The organism is Streptomyces sp. AA4 (assembly GCF_000158875.1).
Taxonomy (GTDB): domain Bacteria; phylum Actinomycetota; class Actinomycetes; order Mycobacteriales; family Pseudonocardiaceae; genus Amycolatopsis.
Genome location: NZ_GG657746.1, coordinates 1,854,735 through 1,869,673, shown reverse-complemented (window position 1 = coordinate 1,869,673; position 14,939 = coordinate 1,854,735). Strand labels below are relative to the sequence as shown.

Annotated in this window: 15 protein-coding genes; 7 read left to right on the top strand and 8 right to left on the bottom strand. The window is 70.9% G+C overall.

Annotated features, from left to right (window positions below):
* Positions 1–6: 6 nt before the first annotated feature.
* The 4 genes from SSMG_RS08775 to SSMG_RS08760 form a co-directional block, all read right to left on the bottom strand.
* On the bottom strand, positions 7–1,164 hold the full coding sequence (locus SSMG_RS08775; protein ID WP_199785847.1) for a glycosyltransferase family 4 protein: 1,158 nt from the start codon (positions 1,162–1,164) through the stop codon (positions 7–9).
* Between the two features lie 250 nt (positions 1,165–1,414).
* Entirely contained in the window at positions 1,415–2,452 is a 1,038-nt protein-coding gene (locus tag SSMG_RS08770) for an NlpC/P60 family protein (protein WP_199785846.1), read from the bottom strand.
* Between the two features lie 450 nt (positions 2,453–2,902).
* On the bottom strand, positions 2,903–3,124 hold the full coding sequence (locus SSMG_RS08765) for a hypothetical protein (RefSeq protein WP_037358162.1): 222 nt from the start codon (positions 3,122–3,124) through the stop codon (positions 2,903–2,905).
* Positions 3,125–3,872: 748 nt separating this feature from the next.
* On the bottom strand, positions 3,873–5,270 hold the full coding sequence (locus SSMG_RS08760) for an NYN domain-containing protein (protein WP_009074834.1): 1,398 nt from the start codon (positions 5,268–5,270) through the stop codon (positions 3,873–3,875).
* Positions 5,271–5,390: 120 nt separating this feature from the next.
* Here SSMG_RS08760 and SSMG_RS08755 point away from each other — a divergent pair, with 120 nt between their 5' ends.
* The 4 genes from SSMG_RS08755 to SSMG_RS08740 all read left to right on the top strand — a co-directional run bounded on the left by SSMG_RS08755 (position 5,391) and on the right by SSMG_RS08740 (position 8,490).
* On the top strand, positions 5,391–7,109 hold the full coding sequence (locus SSMG_RS08755; protein ID WP_009074832.1) for a DEDD exonuclease domain-containing protein: 1,719 nt from the start codon (positions 5,391–5,393) through the stop codon (positions 7,107–7,109).
* A 128-nt stretch (positions 7,110–7,237) separates the two neighbouring features.
* A complete protein-coding gene (locus tag SSMG_RS08750; protein ID WP_009074830.1) occupies positions 7,238–7,522 on the top strand; it encodes an Lrp/AsnC family transcriptional regulator in 285 nt (94 codons plus the stop codon).
* A gap of 33 nt (positions 7,523–7,555) precedes the next feature.
* Positions 7,556–8,008, top strand: a complete 453-nt coding sequence (locus tag SSMG_RS08745) for a GNAT family N-acetyltransferase (RefSeq protein ID WP_037713038.1) — start codon at positions 7,556–7,558, stop codon at positions 8,006–8,008.
* Between the two features lie 29 nt (positions 8,009–8,037).
* The gene (locus SSMG_RS08740) at positions 8,038–8,490 is read left to right on the top strand and encodes a GNAT family N-acetyltransferase (protein WP_009074827.1); all 453 of its coding nucleotides are present in this window, start codon (positions 8,038–8,040) and stop codon (positions 8,488–8,490) included.
* Between the two features lie 184 nt (positions 8,491–8,674).
* On the opposite strand, the gene SSMG_RS08735 is transcribed toward SSMG_RS08740, so the two are convergent.
* The 4 genes from SSMG_RS08735 to SSMG_RS08720 are packed head-to-tail and all read right to left on the bottom strand — an operon-like array spanning position 8,675 to position 12,971.
* On the bottom strand, positions 8,675–10,336 hold the full coding sequence (locus SSMG_RS08735) for a cytochrome bc complex cytochrome b subunit (protein ID WP_009074825.1): 1,662 nt from the start codon (positions 10,334–10,336) through the stop codon (positions 8,675–8,677).
* A complete protein-coding gene (locus SSMG_RS08730) occupies positions 10,333–11,484 on the bottom strand; it encodes a ubiquinol-cytochrome c reductase iron-sulfur subunit (protein WP_037713036.1) in 1,152 nt (383 codons plus the stop codon). The genes SSMG_RS08735 and SSMG_RS08730 overlap by 4 nt, the downstream gene beginning before the upstream one ends.
* Positions 11,481–12,299, bottom strand: coding sequence for a c-type cytochrome (locus SSMG_RS08725; protein WP_009074821.1), 819 nt, complete (start codon positions 12,297–12,299; stop codon positions 11,481–11,483). The genes SSMG_RS08730 and SSMG_RS08725 overlap by 4 nt, the downstream gene beginning before the upstream one ends.
* Positions 12,300–12,353: 54 nt before the next feature.
* On the bottom strand, positions 12,354–12,971 hold the full coding sequence (locus tag SSMG_RS08720; protein WP_286156941.1) for a heme-copper oxidase subunit III: 618 nt from the start codon (positions 12,969–12,971) through the stop codon (positions 12,354–12,356).
* A gap of 116 nt (positions 12,972–13,087) precedes the next feature.
* Between SSMG_RS08720 and SSMG_RS08715 the strand changes: the two genes are divergently transcribed.
* The 3 genes from SSMG_RS08715 to trpD all read left to right on the top strand — a co-directional run.
* Entirely contained in the window at positions 13,088–13,513 is a 426-nt protein-coding gene (locus SSMG_RS08715) for a ribonuclease E inhibitor RraB (protein ID WP_037713031.1), read from the top strand.
* Between the two features lie 61 nt (positions 13,514–13,574).
* Entirely contained in the window at positions 13,575–13,988 is a 414-nt protein-coding gene (locus SSMG_RS08710) for a hypothetical protein (protein WP_009074814.1), read from the top strand.
* Between the two features lie 5 nt (positions 13,989–13,993).
* The coding region (trpD, locus tag SSMG_RS08705) for an anthranilate phosphoribosyltransferase (RefSeq protein WP_009074812.1) at positions 13,994–14,939 on the top strand (946 nt) is incomplete at its 3' end.

The window sequence follows — 14,939 nt, the reverse complement described above, 5'->3', positions numbered from 1 at the left end:
GCGGGTTCAGCGCACCGCCGCCACCGGGTCGCCGTCCAGGAGCGTCGAGAGGCGCTGCGCCATCGTGTCCCAGCGCCAGTTCGCGGCGACCCACGAACGGCCCGCCTCGCCCATCCTGCGGGCGCGGACCGGGTCGGACAGCAGGGCCGACAAGGTTTCGGCGAGCTGCCCCGGGTCGCGGCCGTCGACCACGTGGCCGGTCACCTCGTCCAGCACCGCCTCCGGCGCCCCGCCGGACGTGCCCGCGACCACCGGCAGCCCGGTCGCGGACGCTTCCAGGTAGACGATGCCGAGGCCCTCCACGTCGAGCCCCTTGCCGCGCGTGCGGGCAGGCATCGCGAAGACGTCGCCAGCGTTGTAGTGCGCGGGCAGTTCGTCCCAGGGCACCGAGCCGGTGAAAACCACGTCGTCGGCGACGCCGAGCGCCGCGGCCAGCTGCGTGAGCCGCTTGCGATACGGACCGCCCCCGACGAGCAGCAGCGCCGCACCGGGCACGCGCTCGCGGATCGCGGGCAGCGCGGAGATCAGCATGTCCTGGCCCTTGCGCGGAACGAGCCGCGAAACGCAGACGACCGTCGGCCGGTCGCCGAGCCCGTGCCGAGCGCGGATTTCCTCCCGCCCAGCCGGGTCCGGCGCGAAAACCGTGGTGTCGACCCCGCTGGGCAGCATTTCCAGCCCCGCATGCCGCCCGAACGCGGCGGCGAACCGGTTGCGCGTGTACTTGCTGACGTACGTGACGACGTCGACTGTTTCGCCGATCCGCCGCAGTGCTTGCCGCGAGCCGGGCAGCATCGACCAGCCGACTTCGTGCCCGTGCGTGGACGCGACGATCCTGCGCGCGCCAGCCTGCCGCAGCGGGTGCCCCAGCAAGGCGAGCGGGGCGGCCGCGCCGAACCAGACGGCCTCGCAGTCGCGGGCCATCATGATCTGCTTCGCGCGGCGCAGGACGTCCGGCGTGGGCAGCATCAGCGACGTCGGATGGCGCACCACTTCGAACGGAGCCGCCGCGTCGAACTCGGTGTGCGAGCCGCTGCTGCGTTCCCACGAAGGCGCGTAGACGACCAGGTCGTCCGCGGGCAGCCGGGTGGCCAGCGAATTGAGGTAATTCTGGATGCCCCCGGGGCGCGGCGGGAAGTCGTTCGTCACGAGCAGGGTCCTCAGCACCCCCGCAGGCTACCGACGAGCGGTCGCCGGGGATCGTCCCGGTGAAGCGAGCACACCCGGGCCGGCGCGCGAAACCCGCATCTCGCCTCGCCGCTCACCTGCGTATTGGCTTCGCACCGGCCGATCGCCACCGCAGCGCCCGTGGTCATCGCGAGCATTCCCCACCGCGAACCAGCTCACGGCCCTCACCAAAAAAACCGGGGCGGCACCGCGTGTGCGGCACCGCCCCGGGGAAAGCGAGAACGTCCGGTCAGGCGACCCGGCGCGCACCCACGTACTGGCTCTGCAGCGGCGAGATCTTGACGACGTCGCCGGTGGTCGGCGCGTGCACCATCATCCCGTTGCCGATGTACATGCCCACGTGCGAAACCGGCGAGTAGTAGAACACCAGGTCGCCGGGCTGCAGCTGGCTGCGCGGGACCGGGGTGCCGGTCTGGCTCTGCTGCTGGCTCGAGCGCGGCAGGGAGATCCCGGCCTGCTTGTAGGCCCACTGCATCAGGCCCGAGCAGTCGTACGAGCTCGGCCCGGTGGCGCCCCACTCGTAGGGCTTGCCCCGCTGGCTGAGCGCGGCCTGGACGGCGGCCGCCGCGGCCGGGCCCGCGTTCGCGAGGTCCACCGAGATGTCGCCGCCGGTGTCCTTCTGCGCGTTGCGGTCGGCCTGGCTCAACGCCGACGAGGTCTTCTTCAGCTCGGCGACCTGGTCGTCGAGGGACTTCTTCTTGGCCGTGATGTCCTCGGTCAGCTTCGCCGCCGCGTCGCGCGCCGCGGTGGCCCGCTGCGCGGCGTCGGCGGCCAGCTTCTCGGCGGCCTTGGCCTGGTCGACCGCGCCCTGGAGCTTCTCCAGCGCGGCGGCCTTCTGCGAGGCGATCTGGTCCAGCGCCGACGAACGGTCGAGGAACTCCTGCGTCGACGTGCCCGCCAGCAGCGCGGACAGTTTGTTCATCTGCACGCCGGACAGGAACGACGCGTTCGCGAACTTGTCGACGTCGACCTTGTACTTCTTCTCGTTCTCGGCGGCCTGCGCGGAGAGGTTGTGAGCGTTGCTCACGTCTCCGTTGGCCTTGTCGAGGTCGCCCTGCCGGGCGGCGAGGTCGTCTTTGGCTTTGAGGAGGTCCTCGTTCGCCTTCTCCGCCTGCGCCGCGAGGTCGCGGTACTTGGCGAGAGCGTCCGAACCGGAGTCCGGCGGGGCCTGGAGGACGGGGAGGGGGGAAGCGGCTGCGGTGCCCGCCGGCTGCGCCGCGGTGACGATAGCGATCACCGAGGCGGCCGCGAGGGCGCCTGACACCACGCGCTTGACTGGATGCGACTGCACGGCCGCGCGGGTCTCCTTTGCTCGTTGGGCCGCCGTGTCCGGAACCCGGCGCGGAAGAGGTCGGGGGCCCTCTTCGCGCACGATGCCCGTCCGCGTTCCGGCCGTCGTGTGCCACAACAGCTTTCCGCGCACGGTGGTTGGTTCCGGTCCTGACTCCCCGACAAAGCCGTACCGGCGGCGATCCCGCGTCGCCGTCGTCCGACAGCTGCCTGGCGCGAGATCTCGGCCAGGTTACGAAAAGACCGTCGGCGCGTCCACCTGGCCCCCCGTAAAAACTCTCCGTAGTCCGGCGAAACACCATCGGACCAGCAAGGCAGTTACACGTGACTTAGGTCACACGCTGCGGCAGCTCAAACGACCCCTTCGACTACTTACCGTTCACCGCACCGAGGCGACCGCTCGGCGAGTCAGTGTCACCCACTGGTGTCACGCCGACCTACTGTCGGTCTCCGGAACCAGGCGCAGCCGCGGCACCATCCCCGCCTCGGCGAGCGCGTCGACAGCCCGCCGCTCGTCCGCGTCCCAGACGAGGCCGACCGGCGGCCCGAGCAGCACGCTGACCACGCAATCGGCACACGCCGCCCCGCGCACCGCACACCGGTCGCAGTCGACGACGAACGTGTCGATGTCCTCGACCGCGACGTCCACCGCACCCTCCGGCCGCCGCTCTTCCCGGCGGGAGGCAACGGGTTTCGCCCGCTTCGCGCTGCGGGACGCTCCGGAGTGCCGCCGTCCCGCGCGCCGAGGCTGGGCGAGGTCGGCGACGCCCAGCTCTCGCGACTCCTCCGCATCGTGCGCGTCCAGCCGCCTCGGTTCCCCGCCTGACGAGCCCGAGGTCTCCGCTGTTTCACCCTCGCCGCGCCGGACCCGCCCCCTGCCGAGCGGACTCACAGCACCAGGGCCTCGCCGTGCCGACCCGTCGCCTGGCGAATTCGCAGCCGCCGCTTCCTGCCGTGCCGACTCCCCGCCCGACGGGTCCGCGCTCCCCTCTCCGCCAACCACGCCTAAGCGCGCCTGCTCCCCGCTCAGAGAGCCCGCCAAGGCCACGTCCTCCCCGCCCCGCAGCGACTCCGCCCCCATCCCCTCGCCCGGCCGCCGCAAAACCACCGCCGCTTCCCCCGCGCGACAACCAGAACCAGCAGAAACGCCGCTTTCCCGGCGCGCCTCCAGATCCCGGTCCCGCGCCTCAGCCGTGGCCGGGCTCACCCCAGTGGGAAGACTCACCGCGGAACCCGCCCCGCGCGGGTGACGCACACCGAAACCGAACCGCTTGTTCTCGCCCATCGCCGAGCCTCCGTCCGTCCGCGAGGCCCCGGACCGGTTCCGGGAATCGCCTCGGGAACAAACGGTAGGAAGCACCACCGACAATTTTCGGAGCCCGGACGGCGGGCAGGGGTCAGACTCGACCCAATCGGCTGACCAGCACCGCCGCCGGAGCGGGGTGCGCGCCGGCCGCGCGGACCGAGTCCGCGACCGCCCGGTCGGACGTCGCGACGACCATCGGACGGCCCTTCGGCTCGGCCGCCACCAGCGACCGGATCACGTCGTCCGCGAGCACTCCACGCTCGGAAAACAGCACTCGAACCCCGCGCGGCACCGCGGCGGGCACCGACAGCACACCGGCCCCGTCGAACACCACCGTGACCTCCGCCGACGTGCGCGCCGCCAGCGCTGAAAGCTGGTGCACGAGCCGGTCCCGCTGATCGGCCAGCGCCAGTTCCGGGTAACCCGTTTTGGTGACGTTGTAGCCGTCCACGATGAGATGGACGTTCGGCAGCGCCAGATGCCGGTCGAGCGCCGTGACGTCCTGGATCCGCCCGCCGGGGCCGAGCCCGGACCGCGCGCCGCTGACCATGTCGGCGGGCCGCGCGCCGCGATCGCCCAACGCGAGTTCGCGCCGAAGCCCGTGGACGGCGCCGTCGATCGTGTCCACCAGCAACGCCAGCCGGACCTCGTCGGCCTCCCTGGCCTCGCGCGCCGACTGCCGCGCCATCTCCGCGTCCGCGACCGCCCGTTCGGCACGAGTGCGTTCGGCGGCGACCCGGCGGCGTTCGCGGTCGAGCTGCGCGTTCAGCATCTCGATCTCGCGTTCCCGCGTCGCTCCCCCGTCCGCCAGTTCGGCGCGCGCCGCCTCCGCCGCGTCCTTGGCCTGGCGCAGCAAAACGCCCTGCTCACGCAACCGGCGCAGCAGCTTCTCGACCTCGGCCTCGCGTTCGCCTCGCGCTCGCTCGACCGCCCCGCGCGCCTCTTCCAGCTCGGCCCGCAGCTCGGCGATTTCGGCTTCCAGCCGCTGGTTCCGGGCCAGCGCCGCGTCCCGCTCCGCGCGCAACGCGGTTTCCTCGGCGTTCTTCGCGACCAGCCGCACGCGTCCGGCCGCACCGGATTCGCCGAGCAGCACCGCGGCGGCAGCGGCCGCGACGGAGTCCGCGACGTTCGGGTCCAGCGCGTCGGTCCGGTGCTCGCGCAGCCATTCCAGGACCGCGGTCCGGAACTGCGCCGAGTCGCCCAACGCGGTCAGCAGCGCGGTGCCGCCGAGCTTCGCGCGCTTGGCCGGGGCGAACTTCGCGACCGGCCGCAGCTGCCGCGGCACGTCGGCGACCGGCAGTTTCGCGACCGCGGCCGCGGCCAGTTCGGCGATCCGCTCGCGCACTGCCTCCGGCAGGCTCGTCCACGTCGCCGGTTCCGGACACGTCCCCGGTTCCGGGACCTCGGCGTCCTCCTCCGCCCGCGCCGGAACCGCCGAGGGGCCGACGGCCTCCGCGGCTTCTTCCGGTTCGACGGGCTGAGGGTGCATTGGTCCAGGGTAGGCCCCGCCGCCGGATCCCGCGCCGCACCGGCCCGTTCCGCTGGTCACCATCGGGCCACGGGCGGCGCGCGCGAAGATTGTCGGTGGTCGGTCCTACTGTGCGCGATCATGGAGACCCGACCGAGGCCGATCCAGGCTCAGCTGGCGTTCGACGAGCTCGGCACCCCGCTGCGGGACACCACGTTCGTCGTGTTCGACCTCGAGACCACCGGCACCAAACCCGGCCCGGACGGGATCACCGAGATCGGCGCGGTCAAGGTCCGCGCCGGACAGGTGCTGGGCGAGTTCGCGACGCTGGTCAACCCGGGCACGCCGATCCCGCCGCAGATCGTCGAGCTGACCGGGATCACGCAGGCGATGGTCTACGACGCGCCCCGGATCGAACGCGTGCTGCCCGCGTTCCTGGAGTTCATCTCGGGCGCCGTGCTGGTCGCGCACAACTCCGGCTTCGACACCAGCTTCATGAAAGCGGCCTGCGAGGGACACGGTTACGTCTGGCCGCGCCCCACGGTCGTCTGCACGGTGAAGCTCGCGCGCCGCGTCATCCCGCGGGAAGAAGCGCGCAGCTACCGGTTGTCGTCGCTGTCCATGCTGCTCGGCTCGCGCACCCGGCCGACGCACCGTGCGCTCGACGACGCCCGCGCCACCACCGACGTCCTGCACGCGTTGCTGGAGCGCGTCGGCAACCTCGGCGTGCACACCGTCGAGGAGCTGATCGACTACCTCCCGGACGTCACGCCGGCCCAGCGGCGCAAGCGAAACCTCGCCGCCGACCTCCCGTCGCGACCGGGCGTGTACCTCTTCAAGGGACCGCGCGACGAAGTCCTGTACGTCGGCACCGCGCGCGACCTGAGAAGGCGCGTACGGACGTATTTCACCGGTTCGGAGAGCCGGGGCCGGATCCGGGAAATGGTCGCGCTGGCGGAGCGGGTGGACGCCATCGAGTGCGCGCATTCCCTCGAAGCCGAGATCCGCGAACTGCGGTTGATCGCCGCGCACCGCCCGGCCTACAACCGGCGCTCGAAAAACCCGCACCACGGCTGGTGGATCAGCCTCACCGACGAGGCTTTCCCGCGGCTTTCCGTGGTCCGCCTGCCGCGCGCGGGCACGCTCGGGCCGTTCCGCAGCCAGGCCGACGCGCGCACCGCCGCCGAAACTCTCGCCGACGCCTCCGGCCTGCGGACCTGCACCCAGCGCATCTCGGCCACCTCCGCGTCCGGCACGCCGTGCGTTCTGGCGGAACTCGGCCGCTGCGGAGCCCCCTGCGCGGGCAGGCAAACCGTCGCCGAGTACTCCCCCGCCGTGGACGCCGCCCGCGGACTCATCGCCGGCCACGACGGCCGCCCGCTCCATCTGGCCGCGGCGAGGCTGGAGGAAATGTCCGCGCGAAGGCATTACGAACAAGCCGCCCGGCACCGGGACGAACTGGCCGGGCTGGTCCGCGCTGTCGGCCGCGCACACCGGCAGGCCGCGCTCGCGTCGGTCGCGGAACTCATCGCCGCGGCCCCGGACGGCAGCGGCGGTTGGGAACTGTCGGTGATCCGCTACGGCAGGCTCGCCTCGGCCGGAGTGGCCCGTCGCGGGGTGCCGCCGATGCCGGTGGTCGAATCCCTGGTCGCCGCCGGGGAAACGGTGCTGCCCGGCGACGGTCCGCTGCGCGGCGCGCCCGGCGAGGAGGTCGGGATCCTGCTGCGGTGGCTCGCGCGTCCGGGGACGCGGCTCGTCCGCACCACCCGGCCGTGGGCCGAGCCCGTCGCCGTCGCCGGCTGGCAATCGTGGCTCGCCCGGGTCGCCGATGCCCGGTCGCTCGAACACGTCGCGAACTGAGGTCGCCCGCGGCGATCCGCGCGACCCGGCGGGGAATCCTTTCGAGCTGCCCCCGCCGCACCGTGCCGGGGCGTGTTCCCGGCTACGATCGCGCACGTCGGTTACCGCCAGGAAGTGGGAGGAACGCTGTGATCACGGCGATCGTGCTGATCAACGTAGAGGCCGAGGAAATCCCGCAGGCCGCGCAGGCGATCGCGGACCTCGACCAGGTGTCCGAGGTCTACTCGTGCGCCGGGGACGTCGACCTCATCGCCACCGTGCGCGTGCAGGCCCACGAGGACCTCGCCGACCTGATTCCCGGGCGCATCGGCAAGGTCCGCGGCGTGCTCGACACCGTCACCCACATCGCGTTCCGGTCCTACTCCCGCGCCGACACCGATTCCGCGTTCGAGATCGGCGTCGAAGGAGCCTGAGAATTGTCGTACCCCCGGGCTAACGTCCGGGGCATGACGACACTGCGGCTGGCCGAGGTCACCCCCGACAACGTGGGCGCGGCCTGCGATCTGGCGGTGGCCCCGCACCAGGAGCGGTACGTGGCCCCGGTCGCGCGCTCGCTGGCCGAGGCCTACCCCCGGCCGGACATCGCCTGGCCGAGGCTGGTCTACGCGGGCGACGAACTCGTCGGCTTCGTGATGGCCGCCTTCGACCCAGGCTGTCCGATCGACTACTTCCGTTGCGGCATCTGGCGGTTGAACATCGCCGCGGGGCACCAGAAGAAGGGCTACGGGAAGTTCGCCGTCGAAGCGGTGCTGGCGGAAGCACGCCGCCGCGGGGCGGATTCGGCCACGGTGCTCTGGGTGCCTGGCGAGCACAGCCCGGAGCCGTTCTATCTGCGGCTCGGATTCCAGCCCACCGGCCAGATTCACGAGGGCGAGGTCGTCGGCCGCATCCGGCTCTGAACCTCGCGGCGAGCGCTACCGTATTTCCCATGACGACCCCGAGACTGGTCGAAGTCACGGTCGACAACGTAGAAGACGCCTGCGAGCTGAAGGTGGCGAAGCACCAGCGGGACTACGTGGCCCCGGTCGCCGTCTCGCTCGCCGAAGCCTATGTCCAGCACGACGTCGCGTGGCCGAGGCTGATCTACGCCGGGAAGAAACTCGTCGGTTTCGTCATGGCCGCCTTCGACCCGGACAACCCGACCGAGTACTACCGCACCTATCTCTGGCGGCTGAACATCGCCGCCAAACACCAGAAAAAGGGCTACGGACGCTTCGCGGTCGAAGCGGTGCTGGCCGAAGCACGCCGCCGCGACGCGGAATCCGTGACGGTCAGCTGGATGCCGGGCAAGCACAGTCCCGGCCCCTTCTACGAACGACTCGGCTTCCGGCCGACCGGGGAAATGGACGAGGACGAGATCGTCGCCCGCATCCAGCTTTAGCAGCACAGCGAGAAGCGTTCGGCGGAACCCAGGGCTCAGCGCCCGGCACGACGAGCTTCCCGCGCGGCGTCGACCGCCACGACGCGGAACCGGTCAGCGCCGCCCCTCCTCCCACAACACAGCAAGAAGGCCCCTCCCTCACGAAGAGGAAGGGGCCTTCCGACGTTCAGCCAGACGCGGGGACTCAGTGCCCGGAACCGACCTCGGTGGTCGTCTCCTCGGAACCCTCGAGCTTCCCGTGCCCGGCCCCGTGGCCGTTGCCGCGGGCGCGCTCGAGCGCCTTCGTCTCCTCCGCCGGGTCCGGCGTCCAGATCGAACCCGGGACGGCGTGGCCCGCGGTGCCGAGCTTGTTCATCTTCTTCGGCACCGCCGCGCCCTGGTACTCGAGCGGGATGGCGTGGCCGTGGCTGTCCGTGCCGGCCAGCGGCTGGTGGATCTCGATGAACTCGCCGTGCGGCAGCCGCTTGATGATGCCGGTCTCGACGCCGTGCTCCAGCACCTCACGGTCGGACCGCTGCAGGCCGAGGCAGATCCGGTAGGTGAAGTAGTACGCGAGCGGCGGCACGATCAGCACGCCGATGCGGCCCGCCCACGTGGTCGCGTTCAGCGAGATGTCGAACTGGTCGGCGATGATGTCGTTGAAGCCGGACAGCTCGATCACCGCGAAGAACCCGAGCGCCATCATGCCCAGCGCGGTGCGGACCGGTGCGTCGCGCGGCCGCTGGAGCAGGTTGTGGTGCGCGGTGTCCTTGGACAGCTTGCGCTCCAGGAACGGATACGTCAGCAGCAGCGCGAACAGGATCGGCATGCCGATCGCACCGGGGAAGAACACCGCCGGGATCGTGTAGTTCCCGAGGTAGACCTCCCAGGCGGGCCAGATCCGGAGCATCCCGTCCGCCCAGGCCATGTAGAAGTCCGGCTGGGACCCCGCGGACACCATCGACGGGTTGTACGGCCCGAAGTTCCACACCGGGTTGATCTGGAACAGGCCGGACATCAGCGCCAGCACGCCCACGACCAGGGTGAAGAACGCGCCGCCCTTGAGGGCGAAGTACGGCATGATCCGCACGCCGACGACGTTGGTCTCCTTGCGCCGCACGCCCGGGAACTGGGTGTGCTTCTGGTACCAGACCAGCGCCAGGTGCGCGCCGATCAGCGCCAGCATGATGCCCGGGACCAGCAGGATGTGCAGCGTGTAGAGCCGCGGGATGATCTGGTCGCCGGGGAACTCCCCGCCGAACAGCGCCCAGTGGATCCAGGTGCCGATCACCGGCACCGACAGCACGATGCCGGACAGGGTCGCGCGGATACCGGTGCCGGACAGCAGGTCGTCCGGGAGCGAGTAGCCGAAGAAGCCCTCGAACATGCCCAGGATCAGCAGCAGGCCGCCGATGACCCAGTTCGCCTCGCGGGGCTTGCGGAACGCGCCGGTGAAGAAAATCCGGAGCATGTGCACCATCATCGACGCGACGAAGATCAGCGCCGCCCAGTGGTGCAGCTGCCGCACGAACAGGCCGCCGCGCACGTCGAACGAGATGTCCAGCGTCGTCTTGAACGCCTGGGACATCTGCATGCCCTGCATGTTCGTGAAGCTGCCGTGATACGTGACCTCCTGCATGGAGGGGTCGAAGAACAGCGTCAGGTACACCCCGGACAGCAGGATGACGATGAAGCTGTACAGGGCGATCTCGCCCAGCAGGAAGGACCAGTGGGTCGGGAACACCTTGTTCATCTGGTGCCGCAGGCCCTTGGCCAGCTTGTACCGCTGGTCCGCGTTGTCCGCGGCCTCGCCCAGGTGCTTCTGGAGTGCGCTCGTGCCCTTGGTCGGCGTGGTGAGTGAACTCATGACTTACGCTCCCAGAAGGCCGGTCCGATGGCCTCGTTGAAGTCGCCCTTCGCGATCAAGTATCCCTCTTCGTCAACCGTGATCGGAAGCTGGGCCAGCGGACGCGTCGCCGGGCCGAAGATCGGCTTCGCGTAGTGCAGGGCGTCGAACTGCGACTGGTGGCACGGGCAGAGGATGCGGTTCGTGCGCTGCTCGTACAGGGAGGTCGGGCAGCCGACGTGGCTGCAGATCTTCGTGTACGCGTAGTAGTCGCCGAAGTTGTAGTCCTCCTGGCCCTTGCGCTTGACCACGCGCGCGGCGTCGGTCGGGCGCAGCCGGATGAGCATGACCGGGTTGTCGACCCGCATCAGGGCCGCGGCCAGCTTCTTCTCGTCGCCCTTTTCCGACTCGCGGTACGGGAAGACCGTCTCCATCGCGCCCGCGTCGAGGTCCTCGGCCTTGACCAGCGCGACGCCGTTCTTGACGTCCTCTTCGAGGTTGCCGGTGTTGCGGCGCAGGTAGACCTTCTCGCCCGGGAAGTTCGGCAGCCATCCGGTGTGCCAGAGGCCGTCCTTGTTGTCGCTGTCCTTCCACGGGTCCTTGATGAAGGACGCGATCGGGAGCGCGGCGACCGCGAGGCCGAGCGCGCCCGCGCCGGCGCCGGCGGTGCGCTTGATCAGCGACCGGCGGGCGATGCCGTTGCGGGTCCCGGCGTCGGCCAGGTGGGCCAGGATGGTGGCCCGGTCGACCTCCGCGGACGGGCCGTCGCTGCGCTGCTGCACCGCGACCTCGTGCGGGACGAACTTCTTGGTGTAGAGGATCACGCCGATGCCGAGCGACAGCACCGCGAGACCGAGCGTGACGCCGAGCGCCGGGGTGTAGAGGCTGTAGGTCGAGTGCCCGCTCGGGTCGCTCGGGTCCTTGTACTCCCACCACTTCGGCCAGGCCATCACGACCACGAACGCCAGGCCGGCGAGCGCGGACAGGGTGAACCAGAACGCGACGTGGCGCTGGGCGCGCCGCTCCGCGCGGGTGTCCTTGACCGGCCACGGCTCCGGGTACTCGACGATTTCGACGCCGTCGAGCTGACCGCCGAGCTTGAGCAGCTCGTCGCGGTCCATCTCAGCCAGCTCCGCCTCCGAGGGCGGCTTGGGCCCTTCGGCACTCATGCCTTCGATCCAATCCACAGCGTAATGCCGACGAGCGCGGCGATTCCGACGACGAACGCGATGACGCCTTCCGAGGCGGGGCCGACCCCGCCGAGACCGTTGCCGCCCGGGTCGTTGTTGCCGTCGGACACCGACTTGACGTAGGCGATGATGTCCTTCTTCTCCTCCGGGCTGAGCTGCCGGTCGGAGAACTTGGGCATGTTTTCCGGCCCGGTGAGCATCGCGTCGTAGATCTGCTCCTCGGTAGCCGGGTCCAGCGGCGGCGCGTACTTGCCCGCCGACAGCGCTCCGCCCTTGCCGGTGAAGTTGTGGCAGGACGCGCAGTTGAGCCGGAACAGCTCGCCGCCGCGCGCCGGGTCGTTGCCGCGCAGCGCCTCGCCGCGCTCCTCCGGGCGCTGCGCGCCGCCGCCGTGCGCCTGCACGTAGGCCCCGACCGCGTCGATCTCGCTCGGGGTGAGCTTCGGCGGCTTGCGCGGCATCTGCGCTTCCTGGCGCGCCGCGGGCATCCGGCCGGAGGAGGTCTGGAAGTAGACGGCCGCGTCGCCGATGCCGATCAAGCTCGGACCGCGGTCCTTGACGCCCTCGAGGTTCTTGCCGTGGCATTCGATGCAGGTGTTGTTGTAGACCTGCTCGCCCTGGCGCAGCAGGGCCGGATCCCCTTGTGCCTGCGCGGTCTGCGGTTCCGGGGCGAAGACGGCGTACAGGGCGCCGGCCCCCACCAGGGCGACGCCGAGTGCGAGCACGCCCGCGAGGCGCCTGCGCATCTTCGAGCGCGCGCGGAACCGGCGCTCCGAGGATTTGGTGCTGGTGGTCATCTTGCGGCAACCCTTGCTGTCAGTTCAGGCCGTTTTGTGGTGGCGGTGCGGAGATCAGGGAAGGATGTAGATCACCGCGAAGAGGCCTACCCACACGATGTCGACGAAGTGCCAGTAGTACGACACGACGATCGCCGAGGTGGCCTGCGCCGGAGTGAACTTGCTGAGCTTCGTGCGGACCAGCAGGAACACGAAGGCGATGAGCCCGCCGATCACGTGCAGGCCGTGGAAACCGGTCGCGAGGTAGAACACCGTGCCGAACGGGCCGGACGGGATCGTGAGCCCCTCCTCGACGAGGTTGTGGTACTCGTTCGCCTGCCCGAACACGAAGATCGCGCCCATGATCAGCGTCACGATGTACCAGCGCCGCAGCCCGTAGACGTCGCCCCGCTCCGCGGCGAACACGCCGAACTGGCAGGTCAGCGACGACAGCACGAGGATCACCGTGAACGGGATCGCGTACGCGACGTTGAGGTGGAACTCCTCGCCGTGCAACGGCGGCGGCCAGGACGCCCCGGCCGGGTTCTGCGCCTTGACGGTGAAGAACATGGCGAACAGTCCGGCGAAGAACATCAGTTCGCTGGACAGCCACACGACGGTGCCGACACTGACCATGTTCGGCCGGTTCAGCGAGTGGACCCGCTGGCTGATGGTGGGAGCTGCCGTTGTCACGGATCGCATTATGTCCTCTCGCGACGGCACCCCGCCCGCCGGGTCTGCGGCGGGTCGTGGGAGCTTCGCGTCACACCCGCGCGCGAGCGGCGGACCAGCAGCGGAAGGAGCTACTCGTGAGTTGGCTGGAGAAGCTCCGTGACCTGGTGAGAAAGCCGGGAGAAGCGGTTCTGGACCCGGACGCGCCCGGTCTGCGGACCGTCGTCTCGGCGTTCGATCCGGCCGTCGCGGACTCGGCGGTGCTCGCCGATTCACCCGGCTGGGCAAGCGAAGCGCCCGCGGTGCTCGTCCATCACCTCGTGCTTCCGGCGGACCGGATCGAAGAGGCGGCGGCGATCCTCGCCCAGGACGGCTACGACCTGCGCGAGCAAAGCCGCGACGGCGACCGGGTGCTGGCGCACGCCCGGCGGGTGCAGGTGCTGGACGCCCTGCACTGCGCCCAGGAACGGTCCCGGATGGCGGGGCTGGCGCAGCGGCTCGGCGGCGACGCTCCGGGCTGGGAGGCGCGGCAACCGGGTGACTCGCCCACCGCGTCCGCGTGAGATGCGTCTCGGCGGATACGATCGCGGCTGTTCCACCCGTGACGAGACGGAGGCGTGCTCAATGAGCGAGCAGTCCCAGCGGATCCTGGTGTTCAGCCACAAGGCCGAGGTCCGCGAGGCGATCATGAACGCCGTCGGCAGGCGCCCGGCGGCCGACCTCGGCCGCGTCGAGTGGGTCGAGGCGGCCGGCATCGCCGACGTGCTCGCCGAAATGGACGCGGGCTCGGTCGATCTCGCGATCCTCGACGGCGAGGCGCAGCCGACCGGCGGCATCGGCCTGACCCGCCAGCTCAAGCACGAGATCGACGACTGCCCGCCGATCGTGGTCGCCGTCCGCCGCCGCGACGACCGATGGCTCGCCACCTGGGCGCTGGCCGACGCCGTGCTGGTGCACCCCCTCGACCCGCTGACCGCGGCGGAAACCGTCGCCGGCGTGCTGCGCGCCGGGCGGGTCCCCGCCGTCAACGGCGGCTGAGCCCGGTGGGCGCCACCCCGCACACCTGGCCCGCGCTGCTCACCCGGCTCATCGCGGGCGAGGACCTTTCCGCCGAGGACACGGCGTGGGCGATGGACCAGATCATGTCCGGCAGCGCCGGGCAGGCGCAGATCGGCGGCTTCGCGGTCGCGCTGCGCGCCAAGGGCGAAACGCCCGCGGAGATCTCCGGCATGGCCGACGCGATGCTGGCGCACGCCCGGCGGATCACGCTGAGCCGCCCCGCGGTGGACATCGTCGGCACCGGCGGCGACCGGTCGAATTCGGTGAACATCTCCACGATGGCGACGATCGTCACGGCGGCGGCGGGCGCGCCGGTGGCCAAGCACGGCAACCGGAGCGCGTCGTCGAAGTCCGGCGCGGCCGACGTGCTGGAGACCCTCGGCGTGAAGATCGACCTGCCGCCGGAGGCGGTGCTCGCGTCGCTCGAGGAGATCGGCATCGGGTTCTGCTTCGCGCCGGCGTTCCACCCGGCGTTCCGGCACACCGGCCCGCCGCGGCGCGAACTGGGCGTGCCGACCACGTTCAACCTGCTCGGCCCGCTCACCAACCCGGCGCAGCCGCAGAGTGCGCTGATCGGCTGCGCCTACGCCGACAAAACCCATGCCCTGGCGGAGATTTTCGCCGAGCGCGGGATGTCGGTGCTGGTGGCCCGCGGCGACGACGGACTGGACGAGATCACCACCACGACCACGACGTCGGTCCTGGTGGTTTCCGGCGGCACGGTGACGGAACGCACCTTCGACCCGCAGTCGCTCGACATCCCGCGCGCCACGGCCGAAGACCTGCGCGGCGGCGACGCGGCGGCGAACGCGGAGGTCGTCCGGGAACTGGTCAGCGGCAAGACCGGGCCGGTGCGCGACGCGGTGGTGCTGAACGCCGCCGCCGCGCTGGCCGCCTTCGCGGGCTTCTCTGATTCGCTCGAGGACGACC

Excerpts from the sequence above, each read along its gene's own strand:
- SSMG_RS08740 (WP_009074827.1), top strand. The coding sequence starts at position 8,038 with ATGACGACCCCGAGACTGGTCGAAGTCACGGTCGACAACGTAGAAGAC.
- SSMG_RS08745 (WP_037713038.1), top strand. The coding sequence starts at position 7,556 with ATGACGACACTGCGGCTGGCCGAGGTCACCCCCGACAACGTGGGCGCG.
- SSMG_RS08710 (WP_009074814.1), top strand. The coding sequence starts at position 13,575 with ATGAGCGAGCAGTCCCAGCGGATCCTGGTGTTCAGCCACAAGGCCGAG.
- SSMG_RS08725 (WP_009074821.1), bottom strand. The coding sequence starts at position 12,299 with ATGACCACCAGCACCAAATCCTCGGAGCGCCGGTTCCGCGCGCGCTCG.
- SSMG_RS08755 (WP_009074832.1), top strand. The coding sequence starts at position 5,391 with ATGGAGACCCGACCGAGGCCGATCCAGGCTCAGCTGGCGTTCGACGAG.
- SSMG_RS08730 (WP_037713036.1), bottom strand. The coding sequence starts at position 11,484 with ATGAGTGCCGAAGGGCCCAAGCCGCCCTCGGAGGCGGAGCTGGCTGAG.
- SSMG_RS08760 (WP_009074834.1), bottom strand. The coding sequence starts at position 5,270 with ATGCACCCTCAGCCCGTCGAACCGGAAGAAGCCGCGGAGGCCGTCGGC.
- SSMG_RS08735 (WP_009074825.1), bottom strand. The coding sequence starts at position 10,336 with ATGAGTTCACTCACCACGCCGACCAAGGGCACGAGCGCACTCCAGAAG.